The organism is Fusibacter fontis, from assembly GCF_055378735.1.
The window spans coordinates 2,900,589-2,919,447 of sequence record NZ_AP042445.1 but is presented as its reverse complement, the minus strand read 5'-3'; the positions used below and the strand labels follow the sequence as shown (position 1 = coordinate 2,919,447).

Genomic DNA, 18,859 nt, shown 5'->3' with positions numbered 1-18,859 from the left:
CTTAATTTGAACGACTTAATTTGAACTTTTTACCAAATCAAAAAGTTTTCCCATCAAAATAATGGCTTCTTCACGAGTCACTGCATTTTTAGGGTTATACCTTCCATCCGAGTACCCTTTAATCAAACCGAGATTCGCCGTAATACTAACAGCTTCTTGTGCCCAGCTTGAAATGGCTGTTTTATCTGTAAATGAGAGCGTGTTTTCCTTTGAATATTCGACATGATGTACATTTAATGCATTTACAATAATCGTTGCAAGTTGTTCTCTTGTCACTGTATATCCAGCGCCAAAATCGGTTGCTGTAACCCCTTTCATATATCCAGCATTATAAGCCATAAACTCAGTTACATTTCCACCATCTTTAATAGGAGAACCTACATGCTCGGGATAATAGTCATTCACTTGAAGGTAAATCTCTACAAGCACAGATGCAAGTTCACCTCTCGTAAGAGCTTTCTGATAATTTTCTTGAATATTAATCGGAATGATATTCTTTTTAATACTTTGAATTACAGATGCCTGCGCCCATTTTGAAGTACCCTTTTCCGGATTTTCTTTTGAAAGATTATAGGGTACGGATATATCGATTTTTTTTGGTTCTTTAAATATAAACTTGTGTCTTAACGTTTCATATACATTCGTTCCTAATTCCACTTTTTCTTTGGTGTATGTTTCAGGATTGAAACTTGTTGTATGAAGTTCTTCATACTCTTTATAATGACTATTTTTCTTTAGATCCTCATCCCCAACTAAGAAAAATGCGCGTTTCGGTGCAGTTCCGTTTTCTTTTCTTAATTTCAGTTCATCTCCCGGTGAATAAAAATACTCTTTTCCATTAATGGTCACCACTAACGATAAACATGAGTAGTCCCATCTCACAATATTGCAAAGCCTATTTTCAATCCCAAAATCAGTCAATAATTTGGATGTCATCAGATTAATATCGTCCATATTTCCCGATTTATTCATGATCAAATGAGAAAATCCAACCCTATCGTATTCAGCATATTGATAGTTTTCCACCATATAATCATATACAAGTTCAAGTATTTCCAGTTTGTCTTGAGTTATTTTATAAAAGTCATTTGCTACTTTTAGGGTTTCTTTCTTAAAATCATCGAGACCAGTTTTATCGTAAGGTTCAGTGACATACCGCGTGTTATGAGCAAACAGTATATGGCTATTTCCAAAACCATTCATGACATCATCGCCATATATTAAATTATAGTAAATGCCTGCACGATCTAAAACATGTTCCTCTATGGCAATTACCTGTTGCTCAGAATACTTAACTGTATTGATAATCGTGAGGCCTTTCGTTCTTAATGCTGCAAATAGAAACTCTTCGATTTCTTTTTCTGACGCAAAATAATCAATGTTATAAGTAAAGTTTAACTGTTCAAAACTCTCAAGGGGGAGTCTCAACAAATAGCTATTATCTGCAAATGAATGGATGCTCGATTCACAAATAATGACCAAAGCTAACAGCCACATGCTGATCACTTTCAATAACTTTTTACGACTCTTTTCACTCAACATAACGCCTCCTGACATACAAAGCTTCACTTTTTACTCCGTCAATCCTACCAACTTCATTTCGTAGACATCTTGATAAGCATCTCGCTGAATCACAGTTTTTACCACGCCATACCCTCGCACGATCCAGTCTGTTCTAATCTCTGGAAATTCATAACTCACTATACCTGCGTGAAATTTTACCGTGTCCACTGTTTCAACGATCATAGCAGTATACTGAGTTTGATTGATTTTTACGTCTTGCGTTTTAATAAATTTAGCTGTGGATTGAATAGACACTTTTGAAATTTTATCCACTTTTGACTCAAGTGAGGTTGGTATGCCTAAATTTTTAAGAGAATATTCATACTTAGAGGTCCAAGACTCTCCTAATTTAGCCTTCTTGATGATTGTGTTTGTTCCTGCGATATTGACGATATTACCCCCATCATAAATCCCTGTTCGTATCAAGGCGTCATCCTTAATCACGTAGGTTTCTGCTGGTCGTTCATTATCTTTTAATGTGTAGCTTGTCCCCTTACTATCCATCATTGACCACGAGTAATAAATTTTGTGTTTCGTTTCATTGCTTCCAGTTTGTTTAATTGTTAACACATAATTATTGGGTTCATTTGATATATAATCTTTAGGCGTTAAAACGATCGACGCTTCAATGATTTTATTGGGATCATGTTTTCCAATAAAGACACTTCTGCTCTTTCCATCCCATGCAATGTTTTTTCCAAAAATAGTAGCGACTGATTTCACAGGTAAATAAGTGGTTCCATTGTAACTAAATACCTCCACAGGTTTTCCATTCCCATCGGTTGGGAATATCTCCGTATCATCAACAAACAAACGAATACCTGATGAAATGGTGATTTTCTTTTCAAATGAATCCGCAATGGATGGATCTATTGCGCTAAATACAATCGCCATGATTAACATCCCAATAAAAATATGCTTCATATCTCGTTTTTTCATACTTCCCTCCACCTTTATGGTTTATAAACCGCCTGCTTCAAATCACGGCTCAATGTGTCCTTAGACAAATTGACATACCACATCTTAAATTTGTCACTAAGCATTTTATCCTTATATTATTTCTTATTCGTAATAATTTCAATGGTAATTGTCTATTTGGTCGTAATCTTTGTCTATTCCGTCTCTACAGCAGATCAATTTCTACTACTAAAAAGTCTATAAAATTACCATTGGAACTATTTTTTTGATACTATTAAATAGTCCGTTAAGTGAATGGGGATTAAATGAGACACTTCAGTCTATTTGAAATTATAGAATGCTCTAGATTTGCTTTGATATTCTAACCCATTAGAATTTTTTTAATATATATGCAATAAAACGCTATTTCATTCGTCTATAGAGTATAAGCGGAGGTGAACCTAACATGAGTCAAGATGACATACATCATCTATATGAGTTTTTCATAAAAGAAGGGCAGAAATTGCAAAACTACCTTTTAAAAAAATCTAAGCGCATCAATGAGATGGATGCACAAGATATCGTCGACGAGGTCATGTTACAGCTTCTTTCCGCAATCGGTATGCGAGGACCTGTCCAGAACTTACCTGCTTATGTCTATCGAGCCCTTCAAAATAAAATGCTAGATACTTTCCGCCAAAGCGAGCGCACGACTTCACTTTCGTCTACACTGAATAATGAAGCCGGACTCACCATTCTTGATCAGTTAAGAGATCCTCAAGATGTCTCTTCAAAAGTTGAGAATAAAGAGCTCGCTAAACGGCTCACCGAGGCAATTGAAAAACTCGAACCGAAGCAACGTGCCATATTTATCGCAACGGAGTTTGATGGAAAATCATTTAAAGAACTTTCAGAGCTGTGGAATGAACCCATCGGAACACTTTTATCCCGAAAATCACGCGCCATGAAAGCGTTACAAACACACATTCAAGACCTAGATCCACGAAAGTAAATTTATTCATTGATTCATTTGAAAGGAGATTCATTATGACTACAATTAGAAAAACATTTACCGCTTTACCAAAATGGACACAAATTCTGTTTTTCGCGCTACTTTCCATAGCAGGAATTGTCTTTTTCGGCTTTATCTTCGGCTACATCATCATGTGGCTCTGGAATCAACTCATGCCCGAGATCTTTAAACTCCCGACCATTTCGTATTGGCAAGGTATCGGACTCTTTATCCTCGCTCGCATACTACTCGGCTCATTTGGCTCCAACAACTCACACAAATCCGAAGTAAGATCCAACAAAAAAACCACCACAGCTTCATGCGACCCCGACTGGGAACACTATAATGCTTGGTGGGAAAATGAAGGCAAAGCTGCCTTTGAACTGTATACGAACTCGAAAGAATAGTTAATTGATGGACCTAATCCCCGCATGGAATGTGGGGATTTTTTTTGTATCTAAACAATTTTCACAAGTTGATTTATGAGCAATATCAATCTAATTTGTTGAATTCTATGTAAATAGGATACTTTCAATGTCTTCTTCTGATTCAATATATAAAGCTCCAATATATTCGTCATTTTTTACATAAACGTTTTTACCCATATAAGTGAACACTCCATATAAGCTTCCATCAACATCATTAAGTGTTTCAACAAATTTCATTCCGTCAATTCCTTTTAGTTTAATTATGCTCTTATCATATAATTTCTTATCTGTTACGGTACAAATATTGTAAGTAAACATCTTTATCACCTCCAATTGATCATTACGGGATTATGATCAAATCCACATCTAATTTGAGCATAAATTCAATCACTGATGCAATGTAACTACTTATCAAATCTCATCAAATTCATGGAGTTGTAGAAACTGTTCATGGTTGGGTAAATTACTGATAATCGGTAAAACACTCAATGATCAAACACTCGAATTCAATACATCTAATGTTACGGTTCAACAGGGTACCGAGTACCCGATGCGAGAAGATTTTAAATTTCAATACATCTAATGTTACGGTTCAACCAATAGAGGCTGCGGTAAAACGTTTGGGTGTAAATAATTTCAATACATTTAATGTTACGGTTCAACGACATTTAAAAAAGAAGATGCATGCTACTTTAACACATTTCAATACATTTAATGTTACGGTTCAACAGTGATTAGTGTCTTGCCTTTTGCGTCTTTTCTATCATTTCAATACATTTAATGTTACGGTTCAACGTAGGTCTTCTAGATAAAACATATCAAGTTAAAATATTTCAATACATTTAATGTTACGGTTCAACAATTGGTAATATCACTGGTATATATGGTGGGTACGCATTTCAATACATTTAATGTTACGGTTCAACGACCTTATATGAAATGGTTAATCGAGTCAATATTTAATTTCAATACATCTAATGTTACAGTTCAACAGGGGGCATGTAATGGGCTGTATGACGTTTATTAAATTTCAATACATCTAATGTTACGGTTCAACGAAAGAAGGTCTTTCTATACCGTCCGTTTCATCTGCATTTCAATACATCTAATGTTACGGTTCAACAACAAAGGTTTAAACGCATATATTTATCCTAGCTAATTTCAATACATCTAATGTTACGGTTCAACGGTGACATTTGCGAAACAATTTGCGCTGGATCAACTATTTCAATACATCTAATGTTACGGTTCAACTTTCTTGATACACAACAATCGCTTTCACATTTCCGTATTTCAATACATCTAATGTTACGGTTCAACATAAGACTTTCCACAATGAGGACATCTAATATAATTTCAATACATCTAATGTTACGGTTCAACGGCGTTTTAGCAACGGGCGCAACAACCGTAAACGCTAATTTCAATACATCTAATGTTACGGTTCAACGATGAGCGCAAGTTTAAGATACTCGCGCGGTACAAATTTCAATACATCTAATGTTACGGTTCAACGCAAAACTGATGGTGGCGGAAAGTGGATGATTCAGATATTTCAATACATCTAATGTTACGGTTCAACGTGTAACAAGCCAGAAAACACATTCAGCAAAATGCATTTCAATACATCTAATGTTACGGTTCAACAACCAGTTGTAGTTTGCCGATGGCTCGACTAGAAATATTTCAATACATCTAATGTTACGGTTCAACGTTGTCACACCGTAGATTAAGTTTGCCCCGAATGATATTTCAATACATCTAATGTTACGGTTCAACATAATAAAGCGACCACATTCTTCTCCTCGGATTATATTTCAATACATCTAATGTTACGGTTCAACGAAGTTATACTCCCACGCTTTGCCATCGTTACATGATTTCAATACATCTAATGTTACGGTTCAACCCATACTCGACGCATTGAGTCATGCAGATTAAGGGGATTTCAATACATCTAATGTTACGGTTCAACTTCGGAAACAACGCAACAAAAAGGAGTGATGAAGATATTTCAATACATCTAATGTTACGATTCAACACGAACAAGAAGTTGTATATGCGTTCCTAGATTTCAAATTTCAATACATCTAATGTTACGGTTCAACAGCATTACAAAATCAAATTGCGCAGCAAGACCGCCAATTTCAATACATCTAATGTTACGGTTCAACTGTTTTTACTGCTTCGCGTCTCTCTCGCTCAAGCCCATTTCAATACATCTAATGTTACGGTTCAACCGGAGGAATGGCGAGAGTTATCTCGAAACCAACACTATTTCAATACATCTAATGTTACGGTTCAACACAGGTGTTTCAGTCCCATTTACTTTTAAAATGGTTATTTCAATACATCTAATGTTACGGTTCAACCCAATTGGACCCGCTAAACTTCCTATTGCAGCTCCTATTTCAATACATCTAATGTTACGGTTCAACTGAAGGGCTGCTCATTAGAAGATACCGCCAAAAGGATTTCAATACATCTAATGTTACGGTTCAACGACAACTAGGCGCATCACAGTTACAACAAGCACAAAATTTCAATACATCTAATGTTACGGTTCAACTACCGAAAAATACACATTTCTATCTTGGTACAATTCGCTATCTATATGATTTTTAAACAGTTTCAGTAATTTTGAAAAGTGATTTTGAATAAACTGGAAATTGCATCACAAATAATATCTAAACGGTTGCTAATGCATTGTTTTCAGCTTTATAGAATAAAGTAACACTTTTATACAAACAGGTCTGTTTCTAGAAAGTTAATCAGCTTTCCAAGTGACTCTTCTTCAAAATAGTGGTTACTAAGTAATTTAATGATGACAACATGATCTACGTCTTTATGGATTACTTTTTTGAGCTCATTTTTCAAACATATGATTTGCGATGGTGATATTTTTCCTCTAAAGACAGAAAGCTGATAATGAGTCAGATATTTTTTGCAAATTTTAAATACCTTTTGACATCTCTTTTGATCCACATCATACATGACAAATACATAATTGTAATTATATCCTTTTCCCATCACATACCTGCTTTATCTCGAAACGTAACAAATTCAACATCCTCTAAAAGATATTTTGTAAGCTTATAACCTTCATATTTTATTGCAGCTTCATAACTAACTGCACGTCCCAACTTTGCATGTTCGAACGTTGAATTTAGCTTTCGCTCTAACTCAATAATGTATTTCTTTCTGCCCGCTTCATTTAAGTGGCAATAATTTAGTGATTTATCAAAATGCTCACTGATATGAATCATTTTTTTATTAATCATATTGATTATTACAGGAAAAACAATAATTAGCTTAAATACTTCCGAAATATCTAGTGATAATGAAAATCGACCTTCACTTGGTTCATGTAAAAAACTGATGCATTGATCTAAATGCGTATGATAAAGTTGACTCACAGTTTTAGAATATAGCCAACTATTTCCAAATGAAATCATCGCATTCAACGGATTATCTGGTGGTCGTTTAACTCTTTTATCAGAAATAAAAGCTTTGTCAATAATTACATTTATGGATTGATAAAAATACTGCCAAATTTCACCTTCAGCTGCCAACAAACGCTTGCTATCAACGATTTGATTAATGTTGTCAATACTTTCTAATTTATCGATTATTTCATCTAAAATAATCGGATCTCTATACTTCTTGCTTTTTAATAAATCAATTGTGTTTAGTCGTATTCCCTCTACAAAAGTATTCGCAATTTTCATACGATTTTGCTGATAACAAACCGCTTGTTCAACTCTGAGTTTGCCACTTAAATACTTATCCCTCGGATAAAAACTCCCACTATAGTGTCCATAGTAATTAAAAAAATGTACCACTATACCATGATGCGATAAAAAATCTAATAATTTAGTATTCACATTAACCTCATTCATCAAGTAAAGATCTTTAATACCTTCAATTGGCAAATGTGTCAGTCCTTCATTCGACCTAAAAGTAAGAGAATTATCTTTTCGACTCAATGTTCCCACCGAAAAAATATATCGTGTTGTTCCAGACATATCTAAAACCTCCTAAATAAAACAGTAGGAATAATATGCACATTTTTTACATATTAATTTTGACACAGCAATTGGTGGTCTCTTTAATGTGATTAAATTGTTTATTTTTTCTTGAATCAATAAGATTTCAAGTTCAATTTCCGATGTCAATTCAAGTTCAAGCGTTTTAGGTGACTTATTACATTTTTCATAACAAATTAGCTTTCCTTTTTTTTCAATGCCTTTTTGTTTTAGAATATACAAATAAAAATAAACTTGCCATTTTGCTGCGATTAGATCACTATTTGACTTTTTGTATTCAATGAGATAATCTCCTTGAATTTTATCAATCTTAACATTCTCAACACTTATTTCAGTTTTATCACCCATCAACTTAGTTTCATGCATTGCCTTTCCTATTTTCACGAGCTCACTATTGTCTTCAAGATTCAGACGATTACCCGCTAAATAGCATTGCCTTTGACAATGAAAGTAATAATTTACCAACGTACCCGTAACTTTTATAAGATCATCTCCTCTGGTGAAAAAATGCCCTTTCCATTTTCGTCATTATAGGCTTTTCGATTAAACTTACCCTCTTCTATGAATTTGCCATGCCCAAGTAGAAACACCTGTTTATTAATGTCTTCTTTGTAACTCAATGGAAGATACTTAACACTATAAGTGAAATATGAAAATAATTTTTTATGTCTCGATAATAAAATTTGTTTGCGAGGGTATGAGATTTCCTTATCTTTTAGTAGTGCGTCATATTTAGTCCAAACCTCATGTCCTTCAATAATGACGCCATCAACTTCGATCGTTTGCGGAATAAAAATAGTTATGTTTTCCTGATCAATTAGCCTCAAATGCTTATGAATTTCAATATAATTCAAATCTGATAATAATTTAAAGTAATTATGGATATTATTGGTGGTAAACCGTTGCTTTTCATGTGCCAATATCTCTAGGACTGAATCAAAATACTTCTGATAATCTTTCTCACAAAACCACTTTCTAGCTTCAGTTTGTCTTAGTGTGAAGTTAATCCTTACATCATTTTTATAAATCAAAGCTTCATTAAATAAGTCAAAGAAATATATTGGTGCTTCGCTCAATCGACACGAACGGTTAATTCGACCAGCAAACTGCTCCTCACTATCAATAATCGAAATATCTTTGTATCCGATGTTCATATCAATATCTACACCGGCTTCTATAACTTGAGTTGCAATAACGACTACTTTATTTAGACAAAAGTTGCCTTCTGAATCTTGATTTTTTAACCGACTAATTAATTTTTCCCTATAATAGACTGGATCATCACCCGTGAGTTCGAGAATCTCATAATCTTCTTTTGTATTTCTTGATTTAAGTAAATTATAAAAACTTCGAGCAGAGACTTTATCAATAAATTCTATTAAAATTCGCTCTTCGTTATATTCAATTTTGGAGCAAATCTCATCACATAGAATATCAAGTGTTATTGGATCATGCTTCAACAACTCAAATTTGGGAACTGTACGGTATTTAAACAATGGATGTTCAAAATATTCTTTAGGATTACAAATTAACTGGACGCCTTCATGTGAAGTCAATTTAGAAATTTTAGGTAATGTTGCTGACATAATAATAAATTTGATATTATACAGCATGCCTGCCATATGGATAACTTCTATAAGTTCTTGCCAGATCATGTTTTTATAACTTTGAACTTCATCTATTACAACGACGCTATTTCTTAAATGTGAAAGCATCAAATGTGATTCTCTAGAAACACCCACAAGTGCACTGAAAAAATGAACATGACTCGTTACAATCAATGGATAATGCAACATAATTCGATCAAGATATGATTTGTTATAATCCTCAGTTTCATCCACTTTTATCGCCTCAAGACTGTTGATTACTGCTAAACTCGATTCTTCAAAGAGTGATGATAATGTAATCGCGGTTTGCTCTACTAAAGTATTAAATGGAAAAACATAAAAAATGCGTTTGATTTCTTTACACTGTTCAATAGCTTTAACTGCTAAATTTATTGAAGTTAACGTTTTACCGCAACCAGTTGGTGCTTCTAAATAAAATACTGTTTCCGTATTATTTTTCAAAAAATTTATTTCTGCCTCTAAAAATAATTTGCTTCGCAAATTGTTAATTGGTGCGCCTTGATTTTCTACTTGAGTATGTGAGGCCCTAATTTTTTGAATCATTGAATTTGAATAATATTTGTTTGTAAAAACTGCTAAATTTTCTATTTCACCAAAATTATTTACTTCACTTTGACTCATGTATTCTCCAGTTGCGTAAAAATCACAAGTCACAATAAATGAAAATAACGTCTTGCATAAAAACCAGAAACTTAAAGCCGTATTTGGTGAACTACTATCCTTATTTCTTAGCGTTTTGTTAATTAAATACAGTATTTGTTTTTTATCTTGAATTAAGAGTTCTACCTCTAAATATTCATTGATAATTGTTGGCTCATTTTCAACTTTTTCTAAAGCTGTTCTTATTGCATCTTCAAAACATTCTAAATTATTCAAATAGCCATGATGCCTTGATATAACGTATGCAAAATTTAGCCATATTTTCAAAAGAACTTGCTGTTCCATCTTTGTATAATTTTTAGTAATAACCTTTTCCTTAAAAATATGAAGATAAATAAGTGCAGAGTATATACTATGAAAACTATCTTCAGTGGCTTCATTTCCAAAATAGGTGTTTTTCATTTTTTCAATTTGAAAATTTCTGTTTATCTTTCCTATATCATGTAGCAAAATTGCACTTTCAAATAAATTTTTAACTTCGTCATAAACTGATGAATTTTCAATTCCACAGTTTTGTAAGTAGTTGGTTATAACAGCTAATTGATCTGTCATATCTTTAGTTGTTTTGGTTAGTTTATTATAGTACACAAATGTTAAATTGGTGTGTTCTGCTAAAGTCTCCTTATGCTTATCTCTTACATGTGCAAAATAAGGATATGTATTCTTTAAATAACGATTGATCATGTTTATGTATCTCCTTTTATAAAAATAAGGTCATGTAAAGGTCACATGACCTTATCTTTCCCTACATAAAACAAATAATATCTGTACCGTGACTATAAAGGGGGTTCACTGTTTCTAAAATCATGCGGTTGCTGAGTCCTAATTTTTTAAACTCATACATGCCGTGCATATTAATACCAACAGGCATTTCATCTTTAAAAGTATACGCATTTGAATAATCTAAAGTATCATCATCCAGTTTAACAGATTCGCACGGGTATAAACTTGAAATATACTCAGGTTTTTCCACATGCTCAAGGTCGACAATCAATGCATTTTCAATGGTTGCAAAATGGTCATTTTTTCCTAAATAGGGTGTATAAATCGACTCGCCACTTAGTAAATTGTTCGTGAGGTTTTCTAAAATTTGTGCTTCTATAGGCGACTCTAAATTCAAAAAAATCCTCCATCGCACGTCTTCTAACCACTGCTCTCGTACAATCAAATTATTACCTTGTTCATCACTTGCATAGCCTACAGAATTATTGAATACTTGTATCTTTTTGCTAAAAATACCTTGTTGGGCGTATATTGGTATAATGGCAATCTCTAGTGATTTCAGCTTATCATAAAATTCTGGATAAGTTGCTTTTCCTTGATTATTATAACCACCCAGACCAATTACTGCACCTAAAAGCCCTAAAAGTGCCATTTTATTGAATATTCCTATTCGGTGGAGCCTCAGTTCCGGTGTGGCGTGAGCCACTTGTCCGGAACCATTGAGCCACCAGCGAGTTTTTAGTTATTCGCTTAATCGTTTATCTAGACCATAGACTTCTCGCATGGATAAATCTTTTGTAGGATCTACACTTTCGATGTTTATCTTGTATGAATCATGTACGATGCGATCTAGTATTGCATCTGCTAAAGGTGAATCATCTCCACCAAGTTGATCATACCAACCTTCGTGTCGGTATTGTGAACAGAAGATTGTAGATGAGTGTTTTCTTCTTCTGTGCAAAAGTTCAAATATGTCTTTTGCTTCCGTAGCTGTAGGTTTTAATAGCAACCATTCATCAATAATCAGCAGCAAAGGATTAGAATATTTTGCCATTACTTTTTTATAGGTACCTTCGTTTCTTGAATGTTCAAGATCAAGAAGTAAGTCAGGAAGTCGCACATATTGTGTTTTAAACTTATGTTTACAGGCTTCCATGCCAAAAGCATTAGCAAGATATGTTTTGCCACTTCCAGTCGCACCTGTTATAAATATATTTCTAAATTCAGCTATATACTCACAAGTTGCAAGACGTTTAATCAAGTCTTTGTTGATTTTTCGACCTGAGGAATAATTAATATCTACGATACTTGCGCCGGGTTGTTCAAACTCTGCATTTTTTATCAAACGATACAGTCGATTATTTTTCCTTCTTGTGTACTCAATATCAACCATCATTCCAATACGATCTTCAAAATCAATATCTTTCATTTGAGGATCGGTAATTTGTTGACGATAAGCATCTGCCATTGCGGTTAATCGCATTTCTATAAGTTTATCAATAGTCGAATTATTTATCATTATTTTTACCTCCATAGTAGTTAGATCCGCGTGTTACACCGAATTTGTTCTTTACGATCTGCTCAGGTATAGGCTTTGGCTTATCAAGTATCCTAGCGGCAAGAATATTTTTGATACTCTTGTAACTTGGACTCGAAGTATAACTCAAAGCTTTTTCACAAGCTGCTTCAAGGCTTTCTTCAGAATGTCTCTCGGCTAGCCTGAGTAATCCCATGCAGCTTTTATAGGTTTGTTGCTCCACGCGACTGGAGGCAAGAATAGCGCTGATAACTTTATGTGTATGTGTGCCAATTTGTTCGGCCCATTTTCTAAAGCGATCGCCATTCCATTCAAGATACTTTTGATGATCTAGAGGCATATGCTCCAAGATGGTACTGTATTGACCCTTGCGTCCATAAAGTCGCTTGTGGGAGGCAATACGGTTATGATTGTAAAAGATTTCGATGACTCTATCTGTTACCCGCACATCTACTTTACGTTTGATATACTCATACGGAACGGAATATAGCATTCCATCCAAAGATATGTGATAATTAAACTGAACGGTGGCTTGTTTCCAGTCTGCCAGTTCGTAAGAGGTAGTGGGTAGTGGGCTTAGGAAAGGCAACTCTTCGTAGTGGAAGAGACTCCACCTGCTGCCTTCTTTCTTTTGGAAATCCTTTGAGTTAAAAATCTCAAGTTTTTCTTTAATCGCAGCATTGAGTTCCACTAAAGTGAAGAACTGTTCATTTCTTAAAGCAGCTGTAATCCAAGTAGAAATGTTACCAACGGTACCCTCGACATTTGCTTTGTCTTTCGGTTTTCTAACCCTTGCTGGAATGATTGCAGTACCATAATGTTCAGCCATTTCATGATACGTGGCATTGAGTTTTGGCGTGTACCAATCTTTGGTGTGAACTACCGCTGTTTTGCAATTATCTGGAACTAGAATCTTAGTAACACCACCAAAGTAGTTGTACATATGAACATGGGCCGTTATCCAAGCACGTTGCTTTTCATTGATGAAGGCTTCAACATACGCGTATTGACTATAAGTCATGACACTAACAAAAAGATATGCATCTATGACTTCGCCGGTATCGGGATCAATTATTTTGGCTGGATCACCAGCCCAATCTACCTCGACTTGTTCTCCAGGTTTTCGACTAATATGCATAGTTGCACGACGCTTTTGTTCATCCTCTTGAAGGTAACGACAAAACTGAGAGTACATGAGTGGTGTTTCACCGCTAAGTCTGCATTCTTCCATGTACTCAGCCCAAAGCAACTTCTTGCTTACACCGTTTTTAAGCAGTTCGCCTCGGATGTACGCATAGTTGGGTTGGCGCTTGCCATGAGGCTCTTTCTGAGCAGGGAAAAGTAATGTTTGCCACTCATGGTTGGTTCTTGTGTTACTCTTTGTCCACTGGACACCTAATTCGGTCGCTTTTTTAACTATTTTTGCGACTGTGTTGCGCGAACAAGAACAGCTGAGCGCAATATTTCGCTCACTAAACCCAAGACTTTTAAGTCTCAGAATTTCATTATAATCGGTCATTAAATGACCTCCTTTACATGTATTTACATCTTTTGGATGTATGATTACAGTATAAAGGTTTTATTTCAAATGGCTCACACAACGGAATGGTGGCTCAATCTAAAACGGAATGATGGCTCAATTATATCGGACAGGTGGATCAATTTAGTGCGGATTATTCAATTTTATGAATATGGCCATACGTAAAATACGCATAGGTATTAACATCTGGTCTTTTAAAATGTGCTGTCTTCCCTGAAAGTTCAAAACATAGTGTTTTCATACTTAAACTTCTTTCTCAGTGATAATGTGATATTTTCGATAATTTTGGTTTGTACTGTCATCAACAATTTGAATTAATGCTGGGTTATAATAAACTTCTATCGCTTCAATCTCTTCAACCTCTGATAAAAATGCCATTAACTTAGTAACATTAAGAAAATTTGTATCATTATCTTTTTCAAATGTCACATAAGGAGTAAGTATAGGAAGTGATTTGTTAGATGCCTCATTAAGTTCAACAAAGATTGCGTATTCGTTGTCACATCCAAATTTACTATTCGTTGCAAATGCGGTTGCACAAATTCTTGATGCTTCTTTGAATTTTTTATAAGCATCATTAGTATAGCCTTCGAAACCATCAATAATCTCAACATAATTTCTATAATTATTAGGATTCACTGTAAATGGATAGCAATAGTGCGCTTCATCTGATGTTATTTTTGTTCCTAGTGAAGAGTTCCCTGCATCTTCATTTTTTGAATTTCTAAATGGTGATAAAATGTCTTGAACCTCTACCCTTGTGTCATCATAAAGATTAAAACCTTGCCCAATTTGGACTGCTCCAGTAATTGAAAAATTTGATTTTTCTTCTGCAAATGTCGCCCCAAAATTTAGAACATCCAGACAAGAAAAAAGATTTTTTAATACCACATTATTATCTTTTGATACTTTTTCATTAAATATATATTCATAACGCTCTGATAAAGACCTTGGAGAAACATTCCCTTTTAACTCCTTAAATGATTTAATGTAAAGTACTTTTTCACCTTCAGAATCCCATTTTACTTTCATTGGATACTTAAGTGCTTTATCACTACCAAAAATTTCTCCTTTTGATGTTGATTTAGGTCTACCAGTAAAATCGGCATTCCAATTTGACATAATACTTGAAACCCTAATCAATCCATATACTCGTCTATTCATTTTCTAGTACCTCCCTTTTTTCGTATAGTAAATTATTTGATAGATATCCTGATAAAAAAGCGTCATCAACTTTTGAATCTTTTTTGTCATATGCAAGTAAAGCCGCATATAGACGGTTAAATTTTTTAAAATTCATCCCAATATCATGCGCATATCGCTTAAACCAATATGTTAATTCCTCGTTTAATTGAGCCACTGTTTTTCGGTTTAAAAATGATTCAATAACATCATGATTTTTTTTACTTGCTCCTGATCTTGATAGCAAATAGTAAGCAAGTTGCCCAGCAGCAAACGAATATACTTCTGAATTTTCTAAGTACTGCTCTTCTTCACCCTCTATTAGAGTTTTAACTTGTTCCCTATACATTTGAATTGTATTCACTTGTTCCTCCCCTTTACAGAATTTTTTAATAGAATAATATACATTAAAGGCATCTACACCTTTATCTTTTTTGAGTGCTTCTATTACTAAAAAAAATCCATATTTCTCTATAAATACATTCAAATTATGCTCAATCCCTTTATAAAAATAGTCAAAAAGCAAATTTCTTGATTGTAATAGTAATTCAATTTGAATTTTAGTTATAAACTTGCTCGGTTTGATTTCTTTACCTTCAACAAAATAATTTCGCGTCAGTTGTCCTAGAAAAAGAAATTTATCAACTGCTGTTTCTAGGTTACTTTTATTGCCGAAAAGTAATTGTTCATATGACTTAATTTTAACAATGCCTGTTTCAATATCTTTTCTTACAACTGCTAAATGATTTTCTGTTTTATAATCGGATCGCACGTCATAAACTGGAATAATATCATAATCTTTAATGACTACACTGCCATTATCTTGTTCTAAGTAAATTAAGTTTTGACTCTCCATGCTGTTTTGAAGATTAGAATTTAACTGCCCTTGCAACATTTCTCCCATAATCTGAAATCGTGTGCCATATCCATGATTTTTTAGATACAAACTGTATTTATATCCTAATAGAGCATCTTCTAATGAAACCATATATGGCGTATTTCGCTTCATCGTTTTATGTTCTAAGTAGGGTTTTTTAGTATTTAATCCCATGTTGAAGTTTGATAAACCATAGATATGACCGTCAACATCAATATTGTACACATCACTATTAAAAATTTTGTGATACAGGTAGCGGTTACTTTCTCTTTGATACAGCTCATATTCAAAATCAAAGAATACTTTAACATAAAAAGTGAATTTTTCATTATACTCTAAAACTTCTGATTCTATTAATTCATAATTTTGACATATGAAATCACGACAATAGATATATGCTGTTTCATTGAAATCACCAACCAACATCTTTTGTACGCTTTCGTTATTTAATTTCTCACCAATCAGACTTTGAAAATAACTTGCACTTAAACTTATAACTTGGTCTCTTGCTAGTGTTTTATCTGTGCCTATTAAAGTGTCTTTCTTAACAAACCAGGTTAAATAGTTATTACTGTGAATAAGTTTTCTAGGTTCTGTTTGAATTGCTTTATTTGACTCAAGGTATTTAGATATAAAATCTCTTCTTTGAAACCATTTATAAGCTTCATCAATCGGTATTTCATCTTTACTTTTTTCAATTATGTGTGATGTTAGCGTACCATCTGGTTTAATACAAATATACAAACCCGCATCCAGTTTATGTTGATCGCTGATGAAATCATCTCCATACTGTTCATAAGATAATTTAAAGCCTTCTAATAAATTTGCAAGCACTTATTTCACCTCCTCTCAAATATCTAAATACAGAATCCACTTCCTAAACTAGCTGATTTTTCAAGTATCGAGGTCGTATACGCTAAATACGCCATTTTTAACGAAGTTTCATCTGTTCCAAATCCAATCAAAAATTTATTACCTACCATTTGGCCTTTTTTATATCTTAAAGCAATTGGTTTTGTATTTTTAACCTGAACATAATTAATGAATCCATGCTCTATTTTCGGTATGTCTCCATAGTAAACTTTAAATTTTGTCACTAAATTTTTCTCAATTTTTTCTTCAATTACATCTAGCCCTAATTCTCTAGTCCAATAACGTTTACCAAGTGTACATACTGTCGGTGTCGACGTATACAATTCAGTTTTAAAATTAAATACTTTTTGTTTTCGTTGCGAAGCTACGATTAAAAAATCTTCATTTACAAAATCACTTAATACACGAGCAAACTCAAATGCCGTTTCTTTTACAGGTGTTCTTAGTTTAAAATAGTATACTCGATTCTCTAGAAACATTTTGTTTTCAGCTCTCGGATAAAGATAATCAAAACAGAAGAGTTTTACTTCTTTTGATGCATGAAGTTCTGAAAGATAACCTGATTTATGCATGACACACTTAATCAACTCACCTTGCTTTTCCCCTACCTGATTCAATGCAATATCCCTCTTTAATAAAACAGTTACTACAATTTCATCGTATTCCACCTTTTACCTCCTATTCTAAATCATCCTCTGTGATTTAAGTTTATCTTGCATTAGTTACAAAAAACGGGTTTAAGTAAAATTCTTATTATAAATTTTTTTCACTGTTTCTAAATAGTGTTTTTTCAAATTTGACGGTTCAATGATTTCAACACAATCTTTTAAACTCAACAACCAAGTAATGGTTTCATCATCATCAGAAATAATCCCCTCAAACAGCACTGTCCTCTCATCTATTCGAGTGATATTTTGATGATCAACCCATTGTTTTTCGCTTATAATGACATCAAATGGCGAACTTATTTTCAGTTTTACATTTAATTGTGTTCCAATATGAATGCCCAAAGTTGATGCCATAATCTGCGACAAGTCATACGTTTTATTTTCTTCATAAATACTTTCAGTATATTTTACATCTTCAATTCTACTCAGTTTGAAAATTCTTACTTCTCCTCTGAGGTGGCAATGAGCTACTAAATAAGTACTTCCTTTAAAACCAACAATTTCATACGGATCAACCATACGATCTTTCACATTTTTATAGACATCACTATATAAAATTTGAATCTTTCGTTTTTCGTTTATAGCCTTATTAAGTTTTGTTTCTTTTTTTCGGTCTTCAATCGTATGTACATTTTGTCCGTGTGCTGATTTGAAATAATCATTTGGCAGCGGCTTTTTTTCTTGCGTCTGCTTATTATATATATTTTGAATCTTATCACACAATTCATTAAGCTCTAAAGATATTTCCGGTCTCGTTTTTTCAATAACTTCCTTTGCAATGCGTAGCGCATTGAGTTCACTATCATCTATTTTAATTTTCGTGTCATAATTTGTTAATGTGTATCCCCCATATTTCCCGGTCTCAGAGTGTATGTAATAATGATGATCTGCATTTATGTCATTAATATAGCTCGTAATTGTTTTTTTATCCACATTTAAGTAATTTGCCAATTCTTCACGCGATGCTTGTTGTCTATTTTGAAGATAATCAAGCAATTTTTGAATTTTAGATGCCTTAGACATAGTATATACCTCTTCAATAAAATGATTTTTTTATTATAGTCATCTAATAATTATATTTTACCAGTTCTAATTACAGTATACCCTTTAAGATTCAAAAAGAATAGTTCTAATTATTATGATATAAATTATAATCAGAAGCTGAACTTCAAGTACTTTGTTTGTAATTATTGTAAACATCACATTAATTTCATAAAAGCCATTC

16 protein-coding genes, 1 pseudogene and 1 CRISPR repeat array are annotated in these 18,859 nt (G+C 33.5%); of the genes and pseudogenes, 2 read left to right on the top strand and 15 right to left on the bottom strand.

Going from position 1 to position 18,859, the window contains the following annotated elements:
- Positions 1–15 precede the first annotated feature (15 nt).
- The gene (locus ACZ41W_RS13115) at positions 16–1,542 is read right to left on the bottom strand and encodes an S-layer homology domain-containing protein (RefSeq protein ID WP_464312433.1); all 1,527 of its coding nucleotides are present in this window, start codon (positions 1,540–1,542) and stop codon (positions 16–18) included.
- 30 nt (positions 1,543–1,572) lie between these two features.
- The gene (locus ACZ41W_RS13110; protein WP_464312432.1) at positions 1,573–2,502 is read right to left on the bottom strand and encodes a stalk domain-containing protein; all 930 of its coding nucleotides are present in this window, start codon (positions 2,500–2,502) and stop codon (positions 1,573–1,575) included.
- Positions 2,503–2,926: 424 nt separating this feature from the next.
- Here ACZ41W_RS13110 and ACZ41W_RS13105 point away from each other — a divergent pair, with 424 nt between their 5' ends.
- The gene (locus ACZ41W_RS13105) at positions 2,927–3,472 is read left to right on the top strand and encodes an RNA polymerase sigma factor (RefSeq protein WP_464312431.1); all 546 of its coding nucleotides are present in this window, start codon (positions 2,927–2,929) and stop codon (positions 3,470–3,472) included.
- 35 nt (positions 3,473–3,507) lie between these two features.
- Positions 3,508–3,879 (top strand): hypothetical protein, encoded by a 372-nt coding sequence (locus tag ACZ41W_RS13100; protein ID WP_464312430.1) that lies wholly within the window; start codon positions 3,508–3,510, stop codon positions 3,877–3,879.
- Positions 3,880–3,984: 105 nt separating this feature from the next.
- Here the strand turns inward: ACZ41W_RS13100 and ACZ41W_RS13095 are convergent, their stop codons facing one another.
- From ACZ41W_RS13095 to ACZ41W_RS13035, 13 genes and pseudogenes are all read right to left on the bottom strand, one after another.
- Positions 3,985–4,218, bottom strand: a complete 234-nt coding sequence (locus ACZ41W_RS13095; RefSeq protein ID WP_464312429.1) for a hypothetical protein — start codon at positions 4,216–4,218, stop codon at positions 3,985–3,987.
- Positions 4,219–4,403: 185 nt separating this feature from the next.
- Positions 4,404–6,469: a CRISPR direct-repeat array (repeat unit 30 nt; unit sequence ATTTCAATACATCTAATGTTACGGTTCAAC).
- Positions 6,470–6,639: 170 nt separating this feature from the next.
- A complete protein-coding gene (cas2, locus tag ACZ41W_RS13090) occupies positions 6,640–6,930 on the bottom strand; it encodes a CRISPR-associated endonuclease Cas2 (protein WP_464312428.1) in 291 nt (96 codons plus the stop codon).
- Entirely contained in the window at positions 6,930–7,925 is a 996-nt protein-coding gene (gene cas1b / locus ACZ41W_RS13085; RefSeq protein ID WP_464312427.1) for a type I-B CRISPR-associated endonuclease Cas1b, read from the bottom strand. Before cas1b ends, cas2 begins: the two co-directional genes overlap by 1 nt.
- 12 nt (positions 7,926–7,937) lie before the next feature.
- Complete coding sequence (locus ACZ41W_RS13080; protein ID WP_464312426.1) at positions 7,938–8,411, bottom strand: CRISPR-associated protein Cas4; 474 nt, start codon at positions 8,409–8,411, stop codon at positions 7,938–7,940.
- A 14-nt stretch (positions 8,412–8,425) separates the two neighbouring features.
- On the bottom strand, positions 8,426–10,918 hold the full coding sequence (gene cas3, locus ACZ41W_RS13075) for a CRISPR-associated helicase Cas3' (RefSeq protein WP_464312425.1): 2,493 nt from the start codon (positions 10,916–10,918) through the stop codon (positions 8,426–8,428).
- Positions 10,919–10,979: 61 nt separating this feature from the next.
- Positions 10,980–11,609: a type I-B CRISPR-associated protein Cas5b gene (gene cas5b / locus ACZ41W_RS13070; RefSeq protein ID WP_464312424.1), complete on the bottom strand. Its 630-nt coding sequence runs from the start codon at positions 11,607–11,609 to the stop codon at positions 10,980–10,982.
- A gap of 90 nt (positions 11,610–11,699) precedes the next feature.
- Positions 11,700–12,476: an IS21-like element helper ATPase IstB gene (istB, locus tag ACZ41W_RS13065; RefSeq protein WP_464311843.1), complete on the bottom strand. Its 777-nt coding sequence runs from the start codon at positions 12,474–12,476 to the stop codon at positions 11,700–11,702.
- Complete coding sequence (gene istA, locus ACZ41W_RS13060; protein WP_464311844.1) at positions 12,466–14,013, bottom strand: IS21 family transposase; 1,548 nt, start codon at positions 14,011–14,013, stop codon at positions 12,466–12,468. The genes istB and istA overlap by 11 nt, the downstream gene beginning before the upstream one ends.
- 160 nt (positions 14,014–14,173) lie before the next feature.
- Positions 14,174–14,275, bottom strand: a pseudogene (locus ACZ41W_RS13055) (type I-B CRISPR-associated protein Cas5b); the annotation flags it as partial.
- Positions 14,276–14,277: 2 nt separating this feature from the next.
- Positions 14,278–15,198, bottom strand: coding sequence for a type I CRISPR-associated protein Cas7 (locus tag ACZ41W_RS13050; RefSeq protein ID WP_464312423.1), 921 nt, complete (start codon positions 15,196–15,198; stop codon positions 14,278–14,280).
- Positions 15,191–16,927 (bottom strand): hypothetical protein, encoded by a 1,737-nt coding sequence (locus ACZ41W_RS13045; RefSeq protein WP_464312422.1) that lies wholly within the window; start codon positions 16,925–16,927, stop codon positions 15,191–15,193. The genes ACZ41W_RS13050 and ACZ41W_RS13045 overlap by 8 nt, the downstream gene beginning before the upstream one ends.
- Before the next feature lie 23 nt (positions 16,928–16,950).
- A complete protein-coding gene (locus tag ACZ41W_RS13040) occupies positions 16,951–17,634 on the bottom strand; it encodes a hypothetical protein (protein WP_464312421.1) in 684 nt (227 codons plus the stop codon).
- Between the two features lie 69 nt (positions 17,635–17,703).
- Positions 17,704–18,657, bottom strand: a complete 954-nt coding sequence (locus tag ACZ41W_RS13035) for a helix-turn-helix transcriptional regulator (RefSeq protein WP_464312420.1) — start codon at positions 18,655–18,657, stop codon at positions 17,704–17,706.
- Positions 18,658–18,859: the final 202 nt, after the last annotated feature.

Excerpts from the sequence above, each read along its gene's own strand:
- ACZ41W_RS13115 (WP_464312433.1), bottom strand. The coding sequence starts at position 1,542 with ATGTTGAGTGAAAAGAGTCGTAAAAAGTTATTGAAAGTGATCAGCATG.
- ACZ41W_RS13110 (WP_464312432.1), bottom strand. The coding sequence starts at position 2,502 with ATGAAAAAACGAGATATGAAGCATATTTTTATTGGGATGTTAATCATG.
- ACZ41W_RS13105 (WP_464312431.1), top strand. The coding sequence starts at position 2,927 with ATGAGTCAAGATGACATACATCATCTATATGAGTTTTTCATAAAAGAA.
- ACZ41W_RS13100 (WP_464312430.1), top strand. The coding sequence starts at position 3,508 with ATGACTACAATTAGAAAAACATTTACCGCTTTACCAAAATGGACACAA.
- ACZ41W_RS13095 (WP_464312429.1), bottom strand. The coding sequence starts at position 4,218 with ATGTTTACTTACAATATTTGTACCGTAACAGATAAGAAATTATATGAT.
- cas2 (WP_464312428.1), bottom strand. The coding sequence starts at position 6,930 with ATGGGAAAAGGATATAATTACAATTATGTATTTGTCATGTATGATGTG.
- cas1b (WP_464312427.1), bottom strand. The coding sequence starts at position 7,925 with ATGTCTGGAACAACACGATATATTTTTTCGGTGGGAACATTGAGTCGA.
- cas3 (WP_464312425.1), bottom strand. The coding sequence starts at position 10,918 with ATGATCAATCGTTATTTAAAGAATACATATCCTTATTTTGCACATGTA.
- cas5b (WP_464312424.1), bottom strand. The coding sequence starts at position 11,609 with ATGGCACTTTTAGGGCTTTTAGGTGCAGTAATTGGTCTGGGTGGTTAT.
- istB (WP_464311843.1), bottom strand. The coding sequence starts at position 12,476 with ATGATAAATAATTCGACTATTGATAAACTTATAGAAATGCGATTAACC.
- istA (WP_464311844.1), bottom strand. The coding sequence starts at position 14,013 with ATGACCGATTATAATGAAATTCTGAGACTTAAAAGTCTTGGGTTTAGT.
- ACZ41W_RS13050 (WP_464312423.1), bottom strand. The coding sequence starts at position 15,198 with ATGAATAGACGAGTATATGGATTGATTAGGGTTTCAAGTATTATGTCA.
- ACZ41W_RS13035 (WP_464312420.1), bottom strand. The coding sequence starts at position 18,657 with ATGTCTAAGGCATCTAAAATTCAAAAATTGCTTGATTATCTTCAAAAT.